We start from the raw sequence: 20,005 nt of genomic DNA, 5'->3' as shown, positions 1-20,005 counted from the left end.
AAATGCGCTCTCTTACCCTTCATCTGAAACTGCTGATCGCCATCCTGGTGGTGCTGGGCATTTCAGTTACGGCCTATCAGATCTTCGTGCTGGGCATCCCGGTGACCGAAGACGCCACTGACGACCTGTGGAACATCGACGCCAAGGTCGAGTTCGTCGCCAGCGCCAAGGATCCGGTCAAGATCCAGATGTTCGTGCCACCGCTGAGCCGCGACTTCGTCAGCCTCAACGAGAGTTTCATCTCCAATAATTACGGCGTGGCCGTGAACCGGGTCGACGGCAACCGCAAGGTCACCTGGTCGGCACGCCGAGCCAAAGGCAATCAGACGCTGTATTACCGCCTGGTGCTGACCAAGCGCTATTCCGGCGAGAAGGCCAAGATCAAAGGCCCGACCTTTCGCGACAGCATCACCATCGAAGGCCCGGAAAAAATCGCCGCCGAAGCCCTGCTCGCACCGATTCGCCAGCACTCGGCCGACGTCGAAACCTTCGTCGGCGAAGCTATCAAGCGGGTCAACAACCTCAACGACGACAACGTGAAACTGTTGCTGGCCGGAGATCCATCCACCGCGCACAAGGCGAAAATCGTCGAGCTGCTGCTGTCCATCGCCCATGTGCCGATCGAGAAGGTCCACACCATCCGCCTGGTGGCCGACCAGCCGCAGATACCGGAACTGTGGCTGCGCAGTTTCAATGGCACCGACTGGCTGTACTTCAACCCGGAAACCGGCGAGCAAGGGTTGCCGACCGACCGCCTGCTGTGGTGGACCGGCGACGAGAACCTGATCACCGTCGACGGCGGCAAGAAGGCCAATGTGACCTTCAGCCTCAACAACAGCGAAATGAACGCCATTCGCCTGGCCAAGCTGACCGACGAAAACACCGACGCCAACTTCCTCGAGTACTCGTTGTATGGCCTGCCGCTGCAAACCCAGCAGACCTTCATGATCATGGTGATGATCCCGATCGGCGTGCTGGTGATCCTGATCCTGCGCAACCTGATCGGCATCCAGACCCTGGGCACCTTCACCCCGGTGCTGATCGCCCTGGCCTTCCGCGAAACCCAGCTCGGCTTCGGTATCGTGCTGTTTACCATCATCACGGCGCTGGGGCTGTCGCTGCGCTCCTATCTCGAACACCTGAAACTGCAGATGCTGCCGCGGCTGTCGGTGGTGCTGACCTTCGTGGTGGTGCTGATCGCGGCCATCAGCCTGTTCAGCCACAAACTCGGCCTGGAGCGCGGCTTGTCGGTGGCGCTGTTCCCGATGGTGATCCTGACCATGACCATTGAACGCCTGTCGATCACCTGGGAAGAGCGCGGCGGTGGCCATGCCATGAAAGTGGCCATCGGCACGCTGTTCGCCGCGTCCCTGGCGCACCTGATCATGAGCGTGCCGGAACTGGTGTACTTCGTGTTCACTTTCCCGGCGATTCTGCTGATCCTGGTGGCCTTCATGCTGGCCATGGGTCGTTATCGCGGCTATCGCCTGACCGAACTGGTGCGTTTCAAGGCCTTCCTGAAAAAGGCTGACGCCTGATGTTCGGCTTCTGGAAGACCTGGAAAGCCCTGGAAGCCCGGGGCATCATGGGGATCAATCGGCGCAACGCAGACTACGTGCTCAAGTACAACAAGCGCAGCCTGTACCCGATCGTCGATGACAAGATCATCACCAAGGAACGCGCCATCGCCGCCGGCATCCATGTGCCCGAGCTCTATGGCGTGATTTCCACCGAGAAGGAAATCGACAATCTCGAAGCGATCATCGGCGCACGCAATGACTTCGTGATCAAACCGGCCCAGGGCGCTGGCGGCGATGGCATTCTGGTCATCGCCGACCGCTTCGAAGGGCGCTATCGCACGGTGTCCGGCCGGATCATCAGCCATGAAGAAATCGAGCACCAGGTTTCCAGCATCCTGACCGGCCTGTACTCCCTGGGCGGTCACCGCGACCGGGCGCTGATCGAGTACCGCGTGATTCCGGACCAGATCTTCAAGAGCATCAGCTACGAAGGCGTGCCGGACATCCGCATCATTGTCTTGATGGGTTACCCGGTGATGGCCATGCTGCGCCTGCCGACACGCCAGTCCAACGGCAAGGCCAACCTGCACCAGGGCGCCATCGGCGTCGGCGTGGACCTGGCCACCGGCCTGACCCTGCGCGGTACCTGGCTTAACAACATCATCAACAAACACCCGGACACCACCAACGCGGTGGATGGCGTGCAACTGCCCTACTGGGACGGTTTCATGAAACTCGCCGCTGGCTGTTATGAGTTGTGCGGGCTGGGCTACATCGGTGTCGACATGGTCCTGGACCAGGAAAAAGGCCCGCTGATCCTTGAACTCAACGCCCGGCCGGGGCTGAATATCCAGATTGCCAATGACTGCGGGCTGACATTGCGTACTCATGCGGTGGAAGCACGACTGGAAGACCTGAAGGCTCGTGGCGTGACCGAAACGGTCGAAGAGCGCGTGGCGTTTGTGCAGGAGATGTTTGGGCATATTCCTGCAGTCGAGGGCTGACCCCTGTGGCGAGGGGGCTTGCCCCCGTTCGGCTGCGCAGCAGTCGTAAATCTGCACAACGCGGTATGCCTGAATAACCGCATAGGCTGGTTTTGGGGCCGCTTCGCGACCCAACCGGGGCAAGCCCTCTCGCCACAAAAAACCTCTCGCCATAGCTTTCATCAGGGTAAGCCCCGTCGTCGCAACTCAGGCCAGGCTCTCGCTGATCTGCGCCGCCAGTTGCACCAGCATCCCCGGCACTTCCTGGACAATCTCGCCCATGCGCGCAAAGTCGTGGGTCATGCCGGCCTTCACGTCCAGCACCAGGGATTGCCCCGCAGCCCGCAGTTTTTCGGCCCAGGCCAGGCCTTCATCGAGCAATGGATCGTACTCGGCCAACCACAGCACAGTCGGCGTCAGGCGTTGCAGGCCCTCGACGTACAGCGGTGAAAAACGCCAGTCGGCACGATCCGCTTCGCTGCGTTGGTATTGCTGGTAGAACCATTCCAGCGTGGTGGCTTCAAGCAGATAGCCTTCGGCGAATCGCTCCAGGGACGGGCGCTTTTTTACCGCGTCGATCACCGGGTAGAGCAACACTTGCAGGCGCGGCACCAGCGGCCATCCCAGCGGGTCCTGGGCCATGGCGATGCACAGCGATGCCACCAGGCTGCCGCCGACGCTGTCCCCTGCCAGCGCAATGCGCCTCGCGTCCAGTCCCAAGGCTTGGGCACCGGTAATAGCCAGCCAGCGCGTCACGTCTTCGGCATCGTTGTAAGCGGTGGGAAAACGGTGTTCCGGCGCCAATCGATAATCCGCCGACAACACGGCAAATTCCCCTGCCAGCGCAAGACGCCGGCACAGGGTGTCGTGGGAGTCGAGGCTGCCCACCACGTAGCCGCCGCCATGGAAGTACAACAACACCGGGCGTGGCTCGTTGTCCGGTTGCGCTTTGGCGTACAGCCGCGCGTTGAGCACATGCCCGTCCCGCGCAGGCAGGCTGACCGCCGTCACCGTCAACGCGCCTGTCGGGGTGGCATCGAGCAACTGCGACGTCTGTTCGAATTGCTGCCGCGCTTCGCCAGGCGTCAGCTCATGCATGGGTTGGCTTTTGCCGCTGAGGCGGCCGAACTCGGCCAGCTCCAGAAAACCTTCGATGTCCGGGTGCAGAGCCATGGGCGGTAGTCTCCAAAAAATAAACAGGCTTGCCCTGGTAAACGAACCGGGAGGGTTGTTCATTAGGGCGAGCTCAAGAACTGCTCAAACCGAGTGACAATCTGTGGCCAGAACCACTTTCCTGTGGTGAGGGGGCTTGCCTGTGGCGAGGGGGCTTGCCCCCGTTGGGTCGCGTAGCGGCCCCAAAACCAGCGATCGAGGTTCTTCAGGCATATCGCGTTGTTCGGGTTTACGGCTGCTGCGCAACCGAACGGGGGCAAGCCCCCTCGCCACAGGCACGCCCCACATCACAGGCAAGCCCGCCACAAGTGATCGGCTTAGATCTGCGGCACCACCTCCCGGCCAAGCAGCGCCACCACGGCATCCAGGCACTCATCCTGCTGCAGGATATCGAAGTGCCCGGCCGTCACCGTTTGCACCTGGCGCAGCCGCGGTTGCTGGCGTTCGAGCGTGGCGCGTTCGGCCGTCGGGTTGCCATCGGCCCACCAGCAATGCAGCCCGGCTTGCGGAATCGGCAGGGTTTCGACTTGCCGCGACAGGGCCTTCAAGCGCGCACTGACCATGAACGTCTGGGCCAGCTCATCGGCACCGAGCAGTGCATAACCGCTAGCCTGATCGCTTTGGCTGTCGATCACCGCGCGAATGATCCGCGCCACGGCATCGTGGTCCCCCGCCGACTCGGTACTCAACGTCCGGGCGATCACCTCGCCATCCATGCCCAAGGTCGCGCCGAGGAACCCGGCCAGATCCACACGCCACTCATCCGCACTGGCAACGGCATTGGCCTGGGTCGGTACAAAGCTGTCCACCAGACCGACGAATGCCATGCGCTGGCCCTGCTGTTCGAACAGCTCACTCACCAGCAACGCCAACGCCCCGCCCAGCGACCAGCCCAGCACGTAGTACGGCCCCTGGGGTTGTCTGGCGCGGATCGCCTCGACGTAGTCGGCGGCCATCTGCGAAAGCGAGGTGTCGTGCCACTGCCGGTCGAGCAGCATCCGGCATTGCACGCCGTACACCGTGCGCTCACCGTCCAGGCGCCGGGCCAACGGTTCGTAGTCGAACACCGTGCCGAAACCGGCGTGCAGGCAGAACAATGCCGGCTGATCCGTCACCTGCTGATTGAGCAGCAACAGCGGTTGCGGGCTCTGGCGCACCGGCTGCTCGTCGACACCGGACAACCCGGCAATCGTCGGCTTGGCCATCATGTCGCGCAGCTTGATCTGGAAATCCGGCTCGTTCAGCGCACGCACTTTCGAGATCACCTTGAGGGTGCGCAGCGAATCACCGCCCAGTTCGAAGAAATTGTCGGTGATGCTGACCTTCTCGATGCCCAGCACCTGTTGCCAGATGTCCGCCAGCGCCCATTCCAGCGGCGTGCGCGGGGCCACGTAGTCGCGGCCGCTGAAGGCCGGATCCGGCAGGGCCTTGCGGTCGAGTTTGCCGTTGGGCGTCAGCGGGAAGCGCGGCAGCACCACGACCTGCGTCGGCACCATGTAGTCGGGCAGGCTTTCGCGCAATGCTGCCTGGCAACGCGGGCCGAGACCATCGTCTTGTGCCGCCACCACATAGCCCACCAGTTGCGGCCCCTGGCCGTTGTCCCGCAAGACCACCAGCGCATCGTTGACTCCGGCCTGCTCGCGCAAGCGGGCTTCGATTTCGCCCAGTTCGATGCGGAAGCCGCGCACCTTGACCTGATGGTCGATGCGCCCGACGTAGTCGAACACGCCATCTTCGCGACGGCGCACCAGGTCACCGGTGCGGTACAGGCGCCCGCCTTCAGGGCTGAACGGATCGGCGACGAAGCGCTCGGCGCTCTGCCACGGATGACGATGGTAACCGCGCGCGACACCCCGTCCGCCGATGTAAAGCTCACCGACCATGCCCACCGGCAGCGGGTTGAGGTCCATGTCCAGCACGTGCAGGCTGCGGCTGCCGACGCGCTGACCAATCGGCGCGTACATCGCCTGGCAATGGCCGTCGGCAGCGATCTTCCACAGCAGCGGCGTGACCACGGTTTCCGTCGGGCCGTAGCCGTTGACCAGGTATTGCGGCTTGAGTGTGTGCTTGACCCGCTCGAACGTGGCGTCCGGCACCGCATCGCCACCGAAGCAATAGATGCGCACCGGCGGCGGATCACCGCCCTGCAGTTCGGCGTGCTCGGCCAGTTGCAGCAGGTACGCCGGGGGGAAGCAGGCGACGCTGATACGCTGGCGGTGCAGTACGGCCAGGGTCTGTTCGGCGGTCCACAGATTGTTGTCACGAATGACCAGGGTCGAGCCGCTGATCAGCGCGGTGATCCAGCGTTCATGGGCGCCATCGAAGGCGAACGACATGAAGTGCAGTTCGCGATTGCCCGGGTCCATTTCGTACAGCTCGGCGATGGCCTGTACGTGCATGCTCAGGGATCCGTGGGCGACGGCGACGCTCTTCGGTTTGCCGGTCGAACCGGAGGTGTAGATCAGGTAGGCCAATTGCTCGGCGTGTACGGCGCACGATGGCGCCACCACCTCGATGTCGAGGTTCAATCGGTCCACCGCGACCATCGCCGTGCCCGGATTCAACTGCGCTGTGTCGCGCAGCCGTTCCTGGGTCAGCAGCAGGCGCATGTCGCTGTCGGCCATCATGTAGCGCAGGCGTTCCTGCGGGTATTGCGGGTCCAGCGGCACGTAGGCGGCGCCACACTTCATCACCGCCAGCAGCGACACAACCAGCTCCAGCGAACGCTCCATGAACACACCGATCACGTCTTCGGCCTGCACGCCTTGTTCCAGCAGATGCACCGCCAACGCATCGGAGCGCCGGTCCAGCTCCGCGTAGCTCAGGTGCTCGGCGTCACGGTCGGCATAGCTGAGCACCAGCGCCGTGTGATCCGGTTGCAGTCGCGCACGCTGACGGATCAGCTCGTGCACCGGTGTCTCGTCACCGTCCGCCAATACCGGCAGTTCGCCGTCCAGCGCCCGGCCTTCGTCCAAGGTCAGCAGGCCCAGTTCGCCGACGGCACGCCCGGCGTCTTCGCACAGGCGCTGCATCAGGCTTTCCATGTGGCTGCGCAGGCTTTCGACGGTCGCCAGATCGAACTGGTCGCGCTGGTGCATGTACTCGATGCGCAGCCCCTCGTCGAGGCTGACCATCAGGTCCATGGCGAAGCTGGTCAGGCCGAAGTCGGACACGTCTTCGAAGCGCAGCGAGTCGCCGTTCCATTCGCGCAGGGTGCGGTCCACCGGCTGGTTTTCGAAGACGATGATGCTGTCGAACAACGACTGACCGCCCTGCCCGGCCCAGCGCTGGATATCGCTCAGCGGGGTTTGCTGGAAGTCGCGGATGTCGAGGTTGTAGGCCTGGATCTCGCGCAGCCAGTCACCGACGCGGGCCTCGGTCGGCACGCTGTTGACCACCGGCAAGGTGTTGATGAACAGCCCGAGCATGTTCTCGGAGCCGTTGAGGGTTTCCGGGCGCCCGGACACGGTGGCGCCGAATGTCACCGTGCGCTGGCCGGTGTAGCGCTGCAACAGCAGCAACCATGCGGCTTGCACCAGGGTGTTGAGCGTCACCTGCTGTTGCTGGGCAAACGCCTGCAAACGCGCAGTCTGCCCGGCACTCAGGTGCGTGTAGATCGCGTGGTAACCCGCTTGCGGCGCCTTGACCGGCAAGGCGCGGGCCAGGTGCGTGGCGCCTTCGAGGTTGGCGAGTTTGCCTTTCCAGAACGCCTCGCTGGCCTCGGCGACTTGCTGGCCGAGCCAGTCGATGTAGTCGCGGTAGGCGGCCACCGGCTCGTGCTCATCGCCGCTGTAATGGCGCAGCACTTCACCGATCAGGCGCGACACGCTCCAGCCGTCCATGAGGATGTGGTGGTAAGTCCAGATCAGGCGATAGCGGTCGTCTTCCAGACGCACCAGCAACAGGCGCAACAAGGGCGCGCGATTGAGCGAGAATCCGCGTTCGCGCTCCTCCAGGGCCAGTTGGCGGACGCGTTCAGGCTGATCATCCAGCCCGCGCCAGTCCAGTTCGGTCAGCAGCGCAGGCGCATCGCGCCGCACCACTTGCAGCGGTTCCTTGTCGCCTTCCCAAAGGAATGCGGTGCGCAGAATCCCGTGACGCCGGGCAGCATCGGCCCAGGCTTCACGGAAACGCGCGCCATCCACGCCGCGCACGCCCACTTCGATCTGGTTGACGTACAGCCCCGAATCGCCATCCTGCACCGAGTGGAAGAGCATGCCTTGCTGCATTGGCGACAGCGGATAAACGTCTTCGACTTCGTCCGCCGTTAATGCCAGCGCCTGATATTGCGCTTCACTCAGTTCGATGTTTGCTATCGGTGCAACCACAGTCGGCACGGTTTGATCCGCCTCGACCGGTTGGGCGACCGTCGCCAGTTCAGCGAGGGTCGGATGGCTGAACACATGCTTGGGCGAAATGCTCAAGCCGGCCTTGCGCGCCCGGCTGACGGCCTGGATCGAGACGATGGAATCGCCGCCCAGTTCGAAGAAGTTGTCGTGCATGCCAATCTGCGGCACTTCGAACAACGCCTGCCACACCGCTTGCAGCGTCGCTTCCACGGCAGTGCGCGGCGCCACGTACTCGCGAACCTGCTGGTCCGGCTGCGGCAATGCGCGGCGATCGAGCTTGCCGTTGGGTGTCACCGGCAACTGATCGAGCAACAGTATGTGGCTTGGCTGCATATGCTCGGGCAGCGCCTTGCGCAGGTGTTGCTTGAGTGGCTCAAGGTCGGCATGACCGACAACGTAGGCCACCAATTGCCTGGACTTGCCGACATCCAGGGCAATCACCACGGCTTCGCGCACCTGTGGATGCTCCAGCAGGCAGGCTTCGATTTCCCCCAGTTCGATGCGCAAGCCGCGGATCTTCACTTGATGGTCGATGCGGCCGACGTATTCGATCACGCCGCCTTCGCGGTAGCGTGCCAGATCGCCGGTGCGGTACAGGCGTTCGCCCTGCTCACCGAACGGGCTGGCGACGAAGCGCTCGGCGGTCAGGTCCGCACGGTTGTGATAACCCCGGGCCAGGCCGATGCCGCCCAGGTACAGCTCGCCGACACAACCCTGCACCTGCGGTTGCAGGCTGTCGTCGAGGATGTAGGTCACCAGGTTGGCAATCGGATAACCGATCGGCACGCTGAACCCGCCGTCATCGACACAGGTCCAGTGGGTTACGTCGATCGCCGCTTCAGTCGGACCGTACAGGTTGTACAGGCCGACGTCCGGCAGGACGCGGAACAGGCTGTGCTGCAAGTCTGCCGACAAGGCTTCGCCGCTGCACATGATCTGCCGCAGGCTGGCGCAACGCTCGAAACCTTCGCCCTGGACAAACGCCTGCAACATCGACGGTACGAAATGCAGGGTGCTGACCCGGTACTGCTCGATCAGGCTGACCAGTTGCGCCGGATCGCGATGGGCACCCGGTTCGGCCACGGCCAGCCGTGCGCCGGTCATCAGCGGCCAGAAGAACTCCCAGACCGACACGTCGAAACTGAACGGGGTTTTCTGCAATACGGTGTCGCGCCCGTCCAGCGGATAGGCGCCCTGCATCCACGCCAGGCGGTTGTACAAGGCATCGTGACGGTTGGCCGCGCCCTTGGGTTTGCCGGTGGAGCCGGAGGTGTAGATCATGTAGGCCAGCGATTGCAGCTCGACCACGCAGGGCAGGTTTTCGTCGCTCAGCCCTTCGAGCAGCGGCGCCATGTCGTCGAGGCAGATCGCCGTGGTGGCGGCCGGAATCGGCAACTGCTCAAGCAGATGCCGCTGGGTCAGCAGCAGGTGCACGCCACTGTCGTCGAACATGTGCTCCAGGCGTTCGCGCGGGTAGTCCGGGTCGAGCGGCACGTAGGCGCCACCGGCCTTCATGATCGCCAGCAAGCCGATCACCAGTTCCAGCGAGCGCTCGGCAGCGATGCCCACCAACACTTCGGCGCCCACACCCTGACGGCGCAACAGGTGCGCCAGGCGGTTGGCCTGTTGGTTGAGCTGGCGATAACTCAGGGTCCGGCCGGCAAACACCAGGGCCGGGGCCTCCGGGGTTTGCAGCACCTGGGCTTCGAAGCACTGGTAGACCGGGCGCACATCCGCCCAGTCCTGCACCGTGCGGTTGAAGCCTTCGACCTGCTGCGCCGTTTGCACGGCATCAAGCAGGCTCAAGCGCCCCAATGGCTGTTGCGGCGCGCAGACCATGGCATCGAGCAATGCCACCAGCCGAGTGCTCAAACCCTCAATCGCTTCGGCGCTGAACAGAGTCGTGTCGTAGTTGAAACGCAGGTCCAGGCATTCGCCCAGCTCGGCGGCAATGGCCAGCGGGAAACTGGTCTGGTCGTGGTTGCTGATGCCGGAGAATTTCAGCGCGCTGCTGTTGCCCTCCTCCAACGCTTGCGCCACCGGGTAGTTTTCGAACACCAGCAAGGTGTCGAACAGCGCCTCGCCGGAATGACCGGCCCAGCGCTGCACGTCCGCCAGCGGCGTGTACTCGACTTCGCGCAACCGGAGGTTGAGCGCCTGGACCTCATCGATCCATTGGCTGACCGTGCGCTCGGGGTGCGGCGTGGCGATCACCGGCAAGGTGTTGATGAACAACCCGATCTGCTGCTCGATGCCTTGCAGTTCACTCGGACGCCCCGACACCGTGGCGCCGAACGCCACCGTCGACTGGCCGGTGTAGCGCTGCAATATCAACAGCCAGGCGGCTTGCAGCAGGGTGTTGGGTGTGACACGGGCCTGACGGGCGAACACGCTCAGGCGCTCGGTGGCCGCGCGGTCCAGACTGAGGTTCAGCGTGCGATGACCGCTGCCCTGCCCTGCAACCGGCCCCGGCAAGGCACCGGCCAGTCGCGTCGGCTCGGTGAACGCCTGCAATTGCTCCAGCCAGAACGCCTCGCACGCGGCACGGTCACGGGTACCCAGCCAGCTCATGTAATCACGATAACGACCGACACCCGGCGCCGGCATGACGCCGCAGTAGCGTTGCAGCACTTCGCCGAACAACTGCGAGGTGCTCCAGCCGTCCAGCAGGATGTGGTGGTTGGTGAAGATCAGGTGATGGCTGTCATCGGCGGTCTGCACCAGGGTCAGGCGCAGCAGCGGTGCCGCCGTCAGGTCGAAACCGCGCAGGCGATCGTCCTCGGCCAGTCGCTCCAGCGCGTGCGGCAGATCAGGCCGGTCGCGCCAGTCGAGCAGGCTCATTGGCAGCGTGGCTTCGGCCAGGATCACTTGCAGCGGTCGCGAGCCATTGCTTTCGCTGAAGAACGCCGCGCGCAGCACTTCATGGCGCGCCAGCGTCTGCTGCCAGGCATCGCGGAACGCCTCGACGTCGAGCCCCTGCACATCCACGCGCATCTGCGGCACGTAGGCACCGGCATCCGGGGCGAACAGGCTATGGAACAACATGCCTTGCTGCATCGGCGACAGCGGCAGGATGTCTTCGATGCGGCTGGCCGCCAGCGGCAAGGCATCGAGCTGCACCTGATCGACACGCACCAGCGGTACATCGCTCGGGGTCAGGCCGCCGGCACCGCTCAGGCAATGTTCGATCAGCCGTTGCAACTCCATGGCATAGGCATCGGCCAGGTGCTGTACGGTTTGCGCTTTGAACAGGTCGCTACTGAAGGTCCAGCTCAGGCGCAGTTGGCCAGCGTAGACCTGGCCGTTGATGCTCAGGCCCCGGTCCAGCTCGGCCGAGGCGCCCTGTTCGGCACCGCCGCTTTCCTTCGCCGGGCGCCACGGCGCCTGCTCGTCAAAGCTGGCGTCGAACTGGCCCATGTAGTTGAAGGTGACCTGGGGTGATGGCAGAGCCTCAAGGCCAACGTCGGCCAGATAGCGCAGGATGCCGAAGCCGATGCCTTTGTCGGGCGCGGCGCGCAGCTGTTCCTTGACCGCCTTGATGCTCGCGGCCAGGTCGTCGGCCGGGGTGAGCTTGACCGGGAAAATCGAGGTGAACCAGCCCAGGGTGCGGGTCAGGTCGATGTCGTCGAACAGGTCTTCGCGGCCGTGGCCTTCCAGTTGGACCAGGGTCGAGGATTGACCGGTCCATTGGCCCAGTACCCGCGCCAGTGCCGTCAGCAACAGGTCGTTGACCTGGGTGCGGTAAGCCGCCGGGGCCTCTTGCAGCAGTTGGCGGGTCAAGGTGATGTCGAGCACGGTTTCCACGCTGATGGCGTGCCGGCTGGCCAGACTGCCTTGCGGGTTGTCCGCCGGCAGTTGCACCACGACGTCGTGGTATTGGGTTTGCCAGTAAGCGGCTTGCTCCACCAGCGCCGGGCTTTGCGCAAGACGTTGCAAACGTGCGGCCCAGGCCTGATAGGCGCTGGTCTTGGCCGGCAGGCGCAGCGGCTCGGCCCGACGTGCCTGAGCGTAAGCGGCTTGCAGGTCTTCGAGCAGCAGACGCCAGGAAACGCCGTCCACCGCCAGGTGATGCACCACCAGCAACAGGCGCTGGCCTGCCGCGCCCATGTCCACCAGCAAGGCACGCAGCAACGGGCCGTCCTGCAAGTTCAGGCTCGCCTGTGCGGCGTTGCACAGTTCAAGCAGTTCATCGGCATCGGCGGCTTGGCGCTGCCACAGTACATCGGCGCTGTTCCATTGCTCGGCTTGTGCCTGTTGCCAGACACCCTCCACCTGACGCAAACGCAGGCGCAATGCGTCGTGATGTTCCAGCAACGCCGCCAGCGCCTGTTGCAGGCAGCCGCTGTCCAGTGGCTCGCGCAGTTCCAGCAATACCGACTGGTTCCAGTGATGACGGGCCTCGATGCCTTGTTCGAAGAACCAGTGCTGGATCGGCGTCAGCAACACGTCACCGCGCACCGGCCCCTGATCGATGACCAGCCCGGCGCTGCGCACAGCGACCTTCGCCAGGCTCTGCACGGTCTGGTGCTGGAACAGGTCGCGCGGGGTGATGCGAATCCCGGCCTGACGCGCGCGGCTGACCACCTGGATGGAGATGATCGAGTCGCCCCCCAGCTCGAAGAAGTTGTCATCGATGCCTACGCGCTCGAGCTTGAGCACGTCTTGCCAGATCGCCGCCAACTCGGTCTGCATGTCATCCATCGGTGCCGTGTAAGCCTGCTGCGCCAGCGCCGCATCAGGCTTGGGCAGTGCGTTGCGATCCAGCTTGCCGTTGCTGGTCAGCGGCCAGTGCTCGAGTCTGAGCAGGTGCGCCGGCACCATGTAGTCCGGCAGACCGCCCTGCAAATGTTCGCGCAGGGACTGGCGCAAATCCTTGTCGTCGTTGGTCGCGGTGAACCACGCCACCAGTTGCTGGCTGCCGTTGACCTGCGGTGCCAGGACCAGCGCCTGCTCGATGGCCGGGTGGCTTTGCAGGCGGTCCTGGATTTCCCCCAGTTCGATGCGAAAGCCACGGATCTTCACTTGATGGTCGATACGCCCGGCGTACTCGATGCTGCCATCGGCGCAATATCGCGCCAGGTCACCGGTGCGATACAGGCGCGCGCCCGGCTCGGCGGCGAACAGGTCCGGCACGAAGCGCGTGGCGGTCAGGTCGGCACGCTGATGATAACCCCGGGCCAGACCGGCACCGCCGACGTACAGCTCACCGACGCAGCCCTTGGCCACCGGGTTCAGGCGCGGGTCGAGCACGTACCAGCGCAGGTCGGCGATCGGCTCGCCCAGCGGCGAGCTGTTGGCGCCATCGAGGTCGGCGCGGGACAGCGGGCGGTAGGTCACGTGCACCGTGGTTTCGGTGATGCCGTACATGTTGATCAGCAACGGCTGCCGGTCGTCGAAAGCGTCGTACCACGGCCGCAGGCTGGCCACGTCCAGCGCCTCGCCACCGAACACCACGTAACGCAGGGCCATGCCTTGTGCGTTGGCGCAGGCGAACGGCATCAACTGGCGGAAGGCCGAGGGGGTCTGGTTGAGTACCGTGACACCTTCATCGCTGAGCAAGCGGGCGAAGTCTTCCGGGGAGCGGCTGACCGCGTGCGGCACCACCACCAGCTTGCCGCCGTAGAACAGCGCGCCAAAGATTTCCCATACGGAAAAGTCGAAGGCATAGGAATGGAACAGGCTCCAGACGTCGTCCGCATTGAAACCGAACCAGTGCCCGGTGGCGCTGAACAGGCGGGTCAGGTTGCTGTGGGGCAGCAGCGTGCCCTTGGGTTTGCCGGTGGAACCGGAGGTGTAGATGACGTAGGCCAGGTTCGCTGCAGCGGTCAGGTTCGGCAGGTTATCGGCGCTGGCCTCATCGAGCCAGTCGCTGGCGTGATCGAGGCAGATCACTTCAATGCCTTCGTTCAACGGCAGACGCGGCATCAGGGCCGAATCGGTGAGCAACAGGCGCGTGCCGCTGTCGGCGAGCATGTAGGCCAGGCGATCCTGCGGGTAATCCGGGTCCAGCGGCACATAGGCGCCACCGGCCTTGAGGATCGCCAGCAGGCTGACGATCATCTCCAGCGAACGCTCCAGGGCGATGCCCACCAACACGTCCGGGCCGACCCCGCGTTCGCGCAGACGATGGGCAATGCGGTTGGCGCGGCTGTTCAGTTCGGCGTAAGTGAGGGTGATGCCCTCGCAGGTCACGGCAATGTTGTGCGGGTGCGCGGCGGCCTGGGCTTCGATCAGTTGATGGGCACACAGGGCATTCGCAGCTTCTGCCGTGTTGATTTCGGCGCTGCGATTCCAGTCCAGCAAGGTGGCCTGCTGTTCGGCAGCGTCGAGCATGCTCAGGTCGGCCAAGGCCACACCGGCATCGGTGCAGATGGCCTGCAACAGGTTCAGCCAGTGCCGACCGAGACGCTCGATGGTCGCGGCGTCGAACAGTTCGGTGGCGTAGACGAACGACGCGTGGATGCTCTCGTCGCTTTCGACGGTGTCGAGCATCAGGTCGAACTTGGTGGTCTTTTCGTCCCAGATCAGCGGTTCGACGCTCAGGCCCGGCAGGTCCCAGCATTGCGGGTCGCCACTGTCGCGCTGGTGGTTGAACATCACCTGGAACAGCGGCGTGTGGCTCAGGCTGCGCTCCACGCCCAGGCCATCGACCAGTTGCTCGAACGGCAGGTCCTGATGGGCCTGTGCGCCGAGTGCCGCGGCCTTGATCTCGGCCAGCAACTGCACGAACGGCTGGTCGGCCCGGGGCTGGCTGCGCAACACCTGGGTGTTGACGAAAAAGCCCAGCAGGTTTTCCACATCCTGGCGGGTACGGTTGGCAATCGGCACGCCGACGCGAATGTCCTGCTCGCCACTGTAGCGATGCAACAGCGTCTGCAGTGCCGCCATCAGCAGCATGAACAGGGTGCAGCCTTCGCGGCGGGCCAGTTCGCGCAGTTGAGCGGTCAACGCAGCGGGGATTTTCAGCTCGACGCTGGCGCCCTGCTGGCTCGGGATCGCCGGGCGACGGCGGTCGGTCGGCAGGTTCAGCCGTGGATGCTCGTTGCCCAACTGCCCACGCCAGTAATCGAGCTGACGCTCGGCCTCGCCGGCCTCCAGCCACAGGCGCTGCCAGCGGGCGAAGTCGGCGTATTGAATGCCCGGTTCCGCTAGCTGCACGGCCTGCCCGGCACTCAACTGCCCGTAGACCCGGGTGAATTCCTGCAACAGGATCGGCAGCGAGCCGCCATCGGTGACGATGTGATGGAAGGTCAGCACCAGCACATGTTGCCGGGCATCGAGGCGGATCAAGCGGCAGCGCATCAACGGGCCGTGCTGCAGGTCGAACGGCTGCTCGGCGTTGAGGCCGATCTGGCGTTGCAGTTCGATGTGGTCGGCGGCAGTGACCTCGACCAGCGGGGTGTCCATCTGCGGATGGATGTGCTGCAGCACTTGCTGTTCATCGAAGACGAACGTGGTGCGCAACACCTCATGACGTTGCACCAGTGTCGCCAGGGTCTGCGCCAATGCATCGCGGTTAAGCTCGCCATTTAGGCGAAAGGCACCGGTCAGGTTGTAGGCCGTGGCCTGGGGCTGCATCTGCCAGAGGAACCACAAGCGCTGCTGCGCGTAGGACGCCGGCAGCGTGTCGACGGCGCGGTCCCGTGGCGGGATCGGCAGCAATTCCAGGGTCAGCCCCTGAGCGTGCATCTTTTGTTGCAACGCACGCCGGGCGTCCGCGCTCAAGCCGCAGAAACGCTGGGCCAGGGTCATCATTCTGTCCGGTGCAGCACTCATTGCGCGTGTTCCTCATCCACTTCGTCGAACAACGCTTCGAGGGCGTCTAGATCGTTTTCCTGGTGTTCACTTTGCTCGCGGAACTGCTCGATCTGCGCCGCCAGGCGTTCCAGGGTATCGCCGTCGAAAAACAGCTTGAGCGGGATCGCCAGGTTCAGTTCGTCCTGAATCCGCGCGCGAATGCGCGTGGCCAGCAGCGAGTGCCCGCCGAGCTCGAAGAAGCTGTCGTGCACGCCCACGCGCTCGACGTGCAGCGCTTCGGCCCAGATCGCCGCCAGGGTTTTTTCCAGGTCGTTGCGCGGCGCGACGAAGGCGCTGCGGCGTACATCGAGATCGAGCAAGGCCTGGCGATTGAGCTTGCCGTTGGGCATCAGCGGGAAACGTTCCAGTACCTGCAAGCGCGCCGGCTGCATGTGCTCGGGCAGCGCCTGCCCCAGATGGCTGCGCAATTCGTTGAGGCGGATGTCGGCGGTGTCCGCCGGGGACACCACGAAGCCCAGCAGTTGCGGGCCGGTCGGGGTTTCCCGGGCGATGACGGCGGCGTCCTCGATGCCCGGCGCGCTGCGCATGGCCGCTTCGATTTCGCCCAGTTCGATGCGGAAGCCGCGGATTTTCACCTGGTGATCGACCCGGCCCAGATACTCCAGCACGCCATCGGCGCGATAGCGCGCCAGGTCACCGGTGCGGTACAGGCGTTGGCCCGCCGCGTTCACGAACAGGTCGGGGACAAAACGTTCGGCCGTCAGCGTGGCACGCTGCAAGTAACCCCGGGCAATGCCGGCACCGCCGACATAGAGTTCACCCTCCACGCCCACCGCCACCGGTTGCAGGTCCGGGCCGAGCACGTGAATGCGCATGCCGGCAATCGGCTGGCCGATCGGAATGCTGTCGGCGTCCTGGCTGAGCGGCAATTCCCAGGCCGAGCACCACACGGTGCCTTCGGTTGGGCCGTATTCGTTGACCAGTGCCACCCCCGGCAATGCCTCGCGATGTCGCTGCACCAGGGCGTTGCTGCAGGCTTCGCCGGCAACGATGACGCAGGCCAGGGTCTGTTGATCGAGGTGTTCGAGAATCTGTGCGTGGTAGGACGGCAGAGTCAGGTAGTGGGAAATCTCTTCGCGCCGGATCAGTGCCGCCAGTTGCGCCGGATCCTTGTAGCTGTCCTCGTCCGGCAGGCACAGGGTCGCGCCCTGCCCCAGCGCCCAGAACACCCCGGCCACCGAGCTGTCGAAGGAGAACGACGAGAGCATCAGGAACGCGCGCAGCGGCTGGCGATAAAACCCCGTGCGCGCCAGGGTCGAGGCCACGGCGTTGGCATGACTGATCATCACGCCCTTGGGTTTGCCGGTGGAGCCGGAGGTATAGATGACGTAGGCCAGATTGGCGCTGTCGCCCTGAGGCGCAGGTTCGGTTTGCGCGGCGGCCCAGACGTCGGCCCCCGGCATCAGGGAAGTTATCTGTTCATGACGCAATGCGTCCGGCAGCGGCTGGCAGGCCAGCACCTGGCGCGCGCCGGTATCGGCGAGCATGAACGCCAGGCGCTCGATCGGGTAGTTCGGGTCCAGCGGCAAGTACGCAGCGCCGGCCTTGAGCGTACCCAACAAGGCAATGACGATTTCCAGCGAGCGCTGGCCGTAGACCGCGACGATTTCATCCGCCGCCACACCTTGGGCGCGCAAGGTATTGGCCACCTGGTTGGCGCGCGCATCCAGCTCGGCATAGGTCAGGCGCTGACCGTTGATACTCAGGGCGATGCGTTGCGGATGCAGGCGTGCCTGTTCGCTGAACAGCTCTTGCAGGAAACGGCACGGCAAGGCCTGGCCGGTGGCGTTCGGGTTGAAGCCTTCGATCAGGCGGGTCAGTTGTGCAGCATTGACCAGACTCGCCTGAGCCAGGGTCAGCTCGGGCGATGCCAGCAATTGACGGCTGAACTCGACAAACTGCTCCAGCCATTCGGCCAGCATCGACTCCGGCAGCGCACCGTCGAGACACGACAGCTGCAACTGCTCGCCCTGGACACGCAGGCGCAAGACTTCGGGGTTGGCGTCGTCCACCTCGATACCGGCTTCAGGGGCGGCTTGATAGACGAAACCGTAACGCAGCGGCGCCGTGCCTTCGGCGCTCAGTTCGAACTCGTTGAGGCAGTCGAGCCAGGACAACGACTGCTCAACGCTGGCCACAAAGGCTGCCAAGGCTTGCGCCAGCGTCTGCTGGCTACGGTGCTCGAAGGCCACCGGCAGACGCCGGGCGAAACGGCCGAGGGTGGCGGCGGTCTGCTCGTTGCGACCGTCCACCTGCCAGCCCATCAGCAGTTTTTCCTGCTGGCCGATGCGTGCAACGAACGCGGTCCACAGCAACAGCGCCAATTGCTCCGGCTCAACGCCCGCTTCGACAGCGGCCCGTTGCACGCCAGCCAACCATGGGCCGTCAATCAAGGTGGCCTGACGACGAACCAAGGTGACATCGAGTGCTTTTTCGAAGGGCAAGCGATGGCCCACGGCGAACTGCTGTTGCAGGTTGCGCCAGAACGCGGTGCCCTGGTGGCCGATGTCTTCTTCGCGCAGCGCTTGCTGCCAGGCGCTGTAGTCCAGGTATTGCAGCGCGTCCTCGTCTTCGACCAGGGTTTCGCCGCGCAACAGACTGGCGAGTTCAGCCGACAACACCCGCAGCGAGGCCTCGTCGAAGCTGCACGCCGGGGTCAGCAGCGTGACGATGGATTGCCCTGCTCCGCCCTCGACCTGTGCCACCACCAGCACTTGGTTCGAATCTTCTGCCAGGATTTCACGGCTGCGGCTCAAGGCCTCGGCCACCGAAGGCTGGTCGCCCAGCACTGTCAGTGGCAGCGCCTCGCACAGGCTCTGCACCGGCCACTTCATGCCCGGCAGGCGGCGGTACACCGTGCGCAGGGTTTCGTGACGCCGGCCCAGTGTCTCCAGCGCCACACGTAACGCCTGGGCATCCACCGGCCTGGCGACCGGCAATGTCAGGGCGGCGAACAGCGGCTGTGCGCCCAGTTCCTGGACGCGCAAATAAAAGGCCTGCTGGGCCGAAGTCTGGAAGACGTCTACCGAAGGTTCGAGGGCGGTGGTGTTCATGTCGGGTGTCCTTATTCCTGATCCAGGTCGGCGCTTTTCTGCGCGATGGCCATGGCCGTGAGGATTTTTCTGTAGCCGGTGAATTCGTTGCGCGCATGCACGCTGAGGATGTTGTCGAGCAGGACCACGTCGCCCTTCTCCCAGGCGAACTCGACCATCACCTCGCGGTAGATGCCTTGCAGGTGGCGGATCACGTCGTCGGGAATCGGCGAGCCGTCGCCGAAGAAGGTGTTCTGCGGCAGGTCTTGCGGGCCGAACTCACGCAGCAGGTTGTCGCGGATGCTGTCCGGCAGGGTCAGCGCGTTGAAGAAGGTGCCGTGGTTGAACCAGATGCGCTCGCCGGTCAGCGGGTGGCGCACGATGGCCGGACCGTTCTGCCGGGTGCGCAGGCGGTTGCCGGACTTCCACTCGGCCTGGATACCGATTTTGGCGCAGTAGGCTTCGACCTCCGCGCGGTCCTCGCTCTGGAACACGGTCTGCCACGGCAGCCCCATGCCGTCGCCGTAGTTGCGCACGTACATGATGCGTTTACGGGCAAATTCTTCGCGCACCGCCGGGTCGATCCGCGCGAGGATTTGGCGGGTATCGCCGAAGGGTGTTTCGCCGCCGGTGGCCGACGGGGTGTCGCAGTAGAAATACAGGTGACGCGGGAACACCGGCGAATACGAGTGTTCGTTGTGCGGGAAGATTTTCTCCGGCGCCGGGTAATCGGTGGAGCTGTAGATCTTGAACTGACCGGTGATCTGGGTGCGTGGCGAGGCGCGGAACAGGTACTCCAGCGCGCCGCCGGAAATCGCATCGACACAGCGGTTGAACTCGCCGATATCGGCCACCTGGAAGCCACGGAACAGGATTACCGCGTGTTCCAGCAGCTTGCTTTCGATCAGCGCGCGATTCTGGCTCGCCCATTCCACCAGGTTCACGCCCGACACGGCCGGACGGCACACCAGCGGCATACTGTGGCCTTCGAACATCGGCGCAAAACTCACCAGCCGCGTCGGATCGGTGGACAGGCTTTTGCGGGCACCACGACCCATCTTGGGAATGGACTTGGTCGTTGAAACGGTCATAAACCCCTCCAGAAAATGTTGACGGCGGCGCTAAAGGAC

The 20,005-nt window shown here is 64.3% G+C and carries 6 protein-coding genes; 2 read left to right on the top strand and 4 right to left on the bottom strand.

Features of this window, described 5'->3' with window-relative positions; genetic code table 11:
• Positions 1-2 precede the first annotated feature (2 nt).
• Together rloB and KSS91_RS08750 are read left to right on the top strand one after the other, a co-directional pair.
• Positions 3-1,538, top strand: a complete 1,536-nt coding sequence (gene rloB / locus KSS91_RS08755; protein ID WP_015096073.1) for an osmotic stress tolerance membrane protein RloB — start codon at positions 3-5, stop codon at positions 1,536-1,538.
• A complete protein-coding gene (locus KSS91_RS08750; RefSeq protein WP_015096074.1) occupies positions 1,538-2,524 on the top strand; it encodes an alpha-L-glutamate ligase-like protein in 987 nt (328 codons plus the stop codon). Before rloB ends, KSS91_RS08750 begins: the two co-directional genes overlap by 1 nt.
• A 186-nt stretch (positions 2,525-2,710) precedes the next feature.
• Here the strand turns inward: KSS91_RS08750 and KSS91_RS08745 are convergent, their stop codons facing one another.
• The 4 genes from KSS91_RS08745 to KSS91_RS08730 form a co-directional block, all read right to left on the bottom strand.
• Positions 2,711-3,676 (bottom strand): alpha/beta hydrolase, encoded by a 966-nt coding sequence (locus KSS91_RS08745; RefSeq protein ID WP_217837641.1) that lies wholly within the window; start codon positions 3,674-3,676, stop codon positions 2,711-2,713.
• A gap of 317 nt (positions 3,677-3,993) precedes the next feature.
• The gene (locus KSS91_RS08740; RefSeq protein ID WP_217837640.1) at positions 3,994-15,801 is read right to left on the bottom strand and encodes a non-ribosomal peptide synthetase; all 11,808 of its coding nucleotides are present in this window, start codon (positions 15,799-15,801) and stop codon (positions 3,994-3,996) included.
• The gene (locus tag KSS91_RS08735) at positions 15,798-18,896 is read right to left on the bottom strand and encodes a non-ribosomal peptide synthetase (protein ID WP_217837639.1); all 3,099 of its coding nucleotides are present in this window, start codon (positions 18,894-18,896) and stop codon (positions 15,798-15,800) included. Before KSS91_RS08735 ends, KSS91_RS08740 begins: the two co-directional genes overlap by 4 nt.
• An 11-nt stretch (positions 18,897-18,907) precedes the next feature.
• Complete coding sequence (locus tag KSS91_RS08730; RefSeq protein WP_217837638.1) at positions 18,908-19,966, bottom strand: TauD/TfdA family dioxygenase; 1,059 nt, start codon at positions 19,964-19,966, stop codon at positions 18,908-18,910.
• Positions 19,967-20,005: the final 39 nt, after the last annotated feature.

It is taken from the genome of Pseudomonas azerbaijanorientalis (genome assembly GCF_019139795.1).
Taxonomy (GTDB): domain Bacteria; phylum Pseudomonadota; class Gammaproteobacteria; order Pseudomonadales; family Pseudomonadaceae; genus Aquipseudomonas; species Aquipseudomonas laurylsulfatiphila.
Note: the sequence above shows the minus strand (reverse complement) of the source record. Positions and strands in the feature narration are given on the sequence as shown.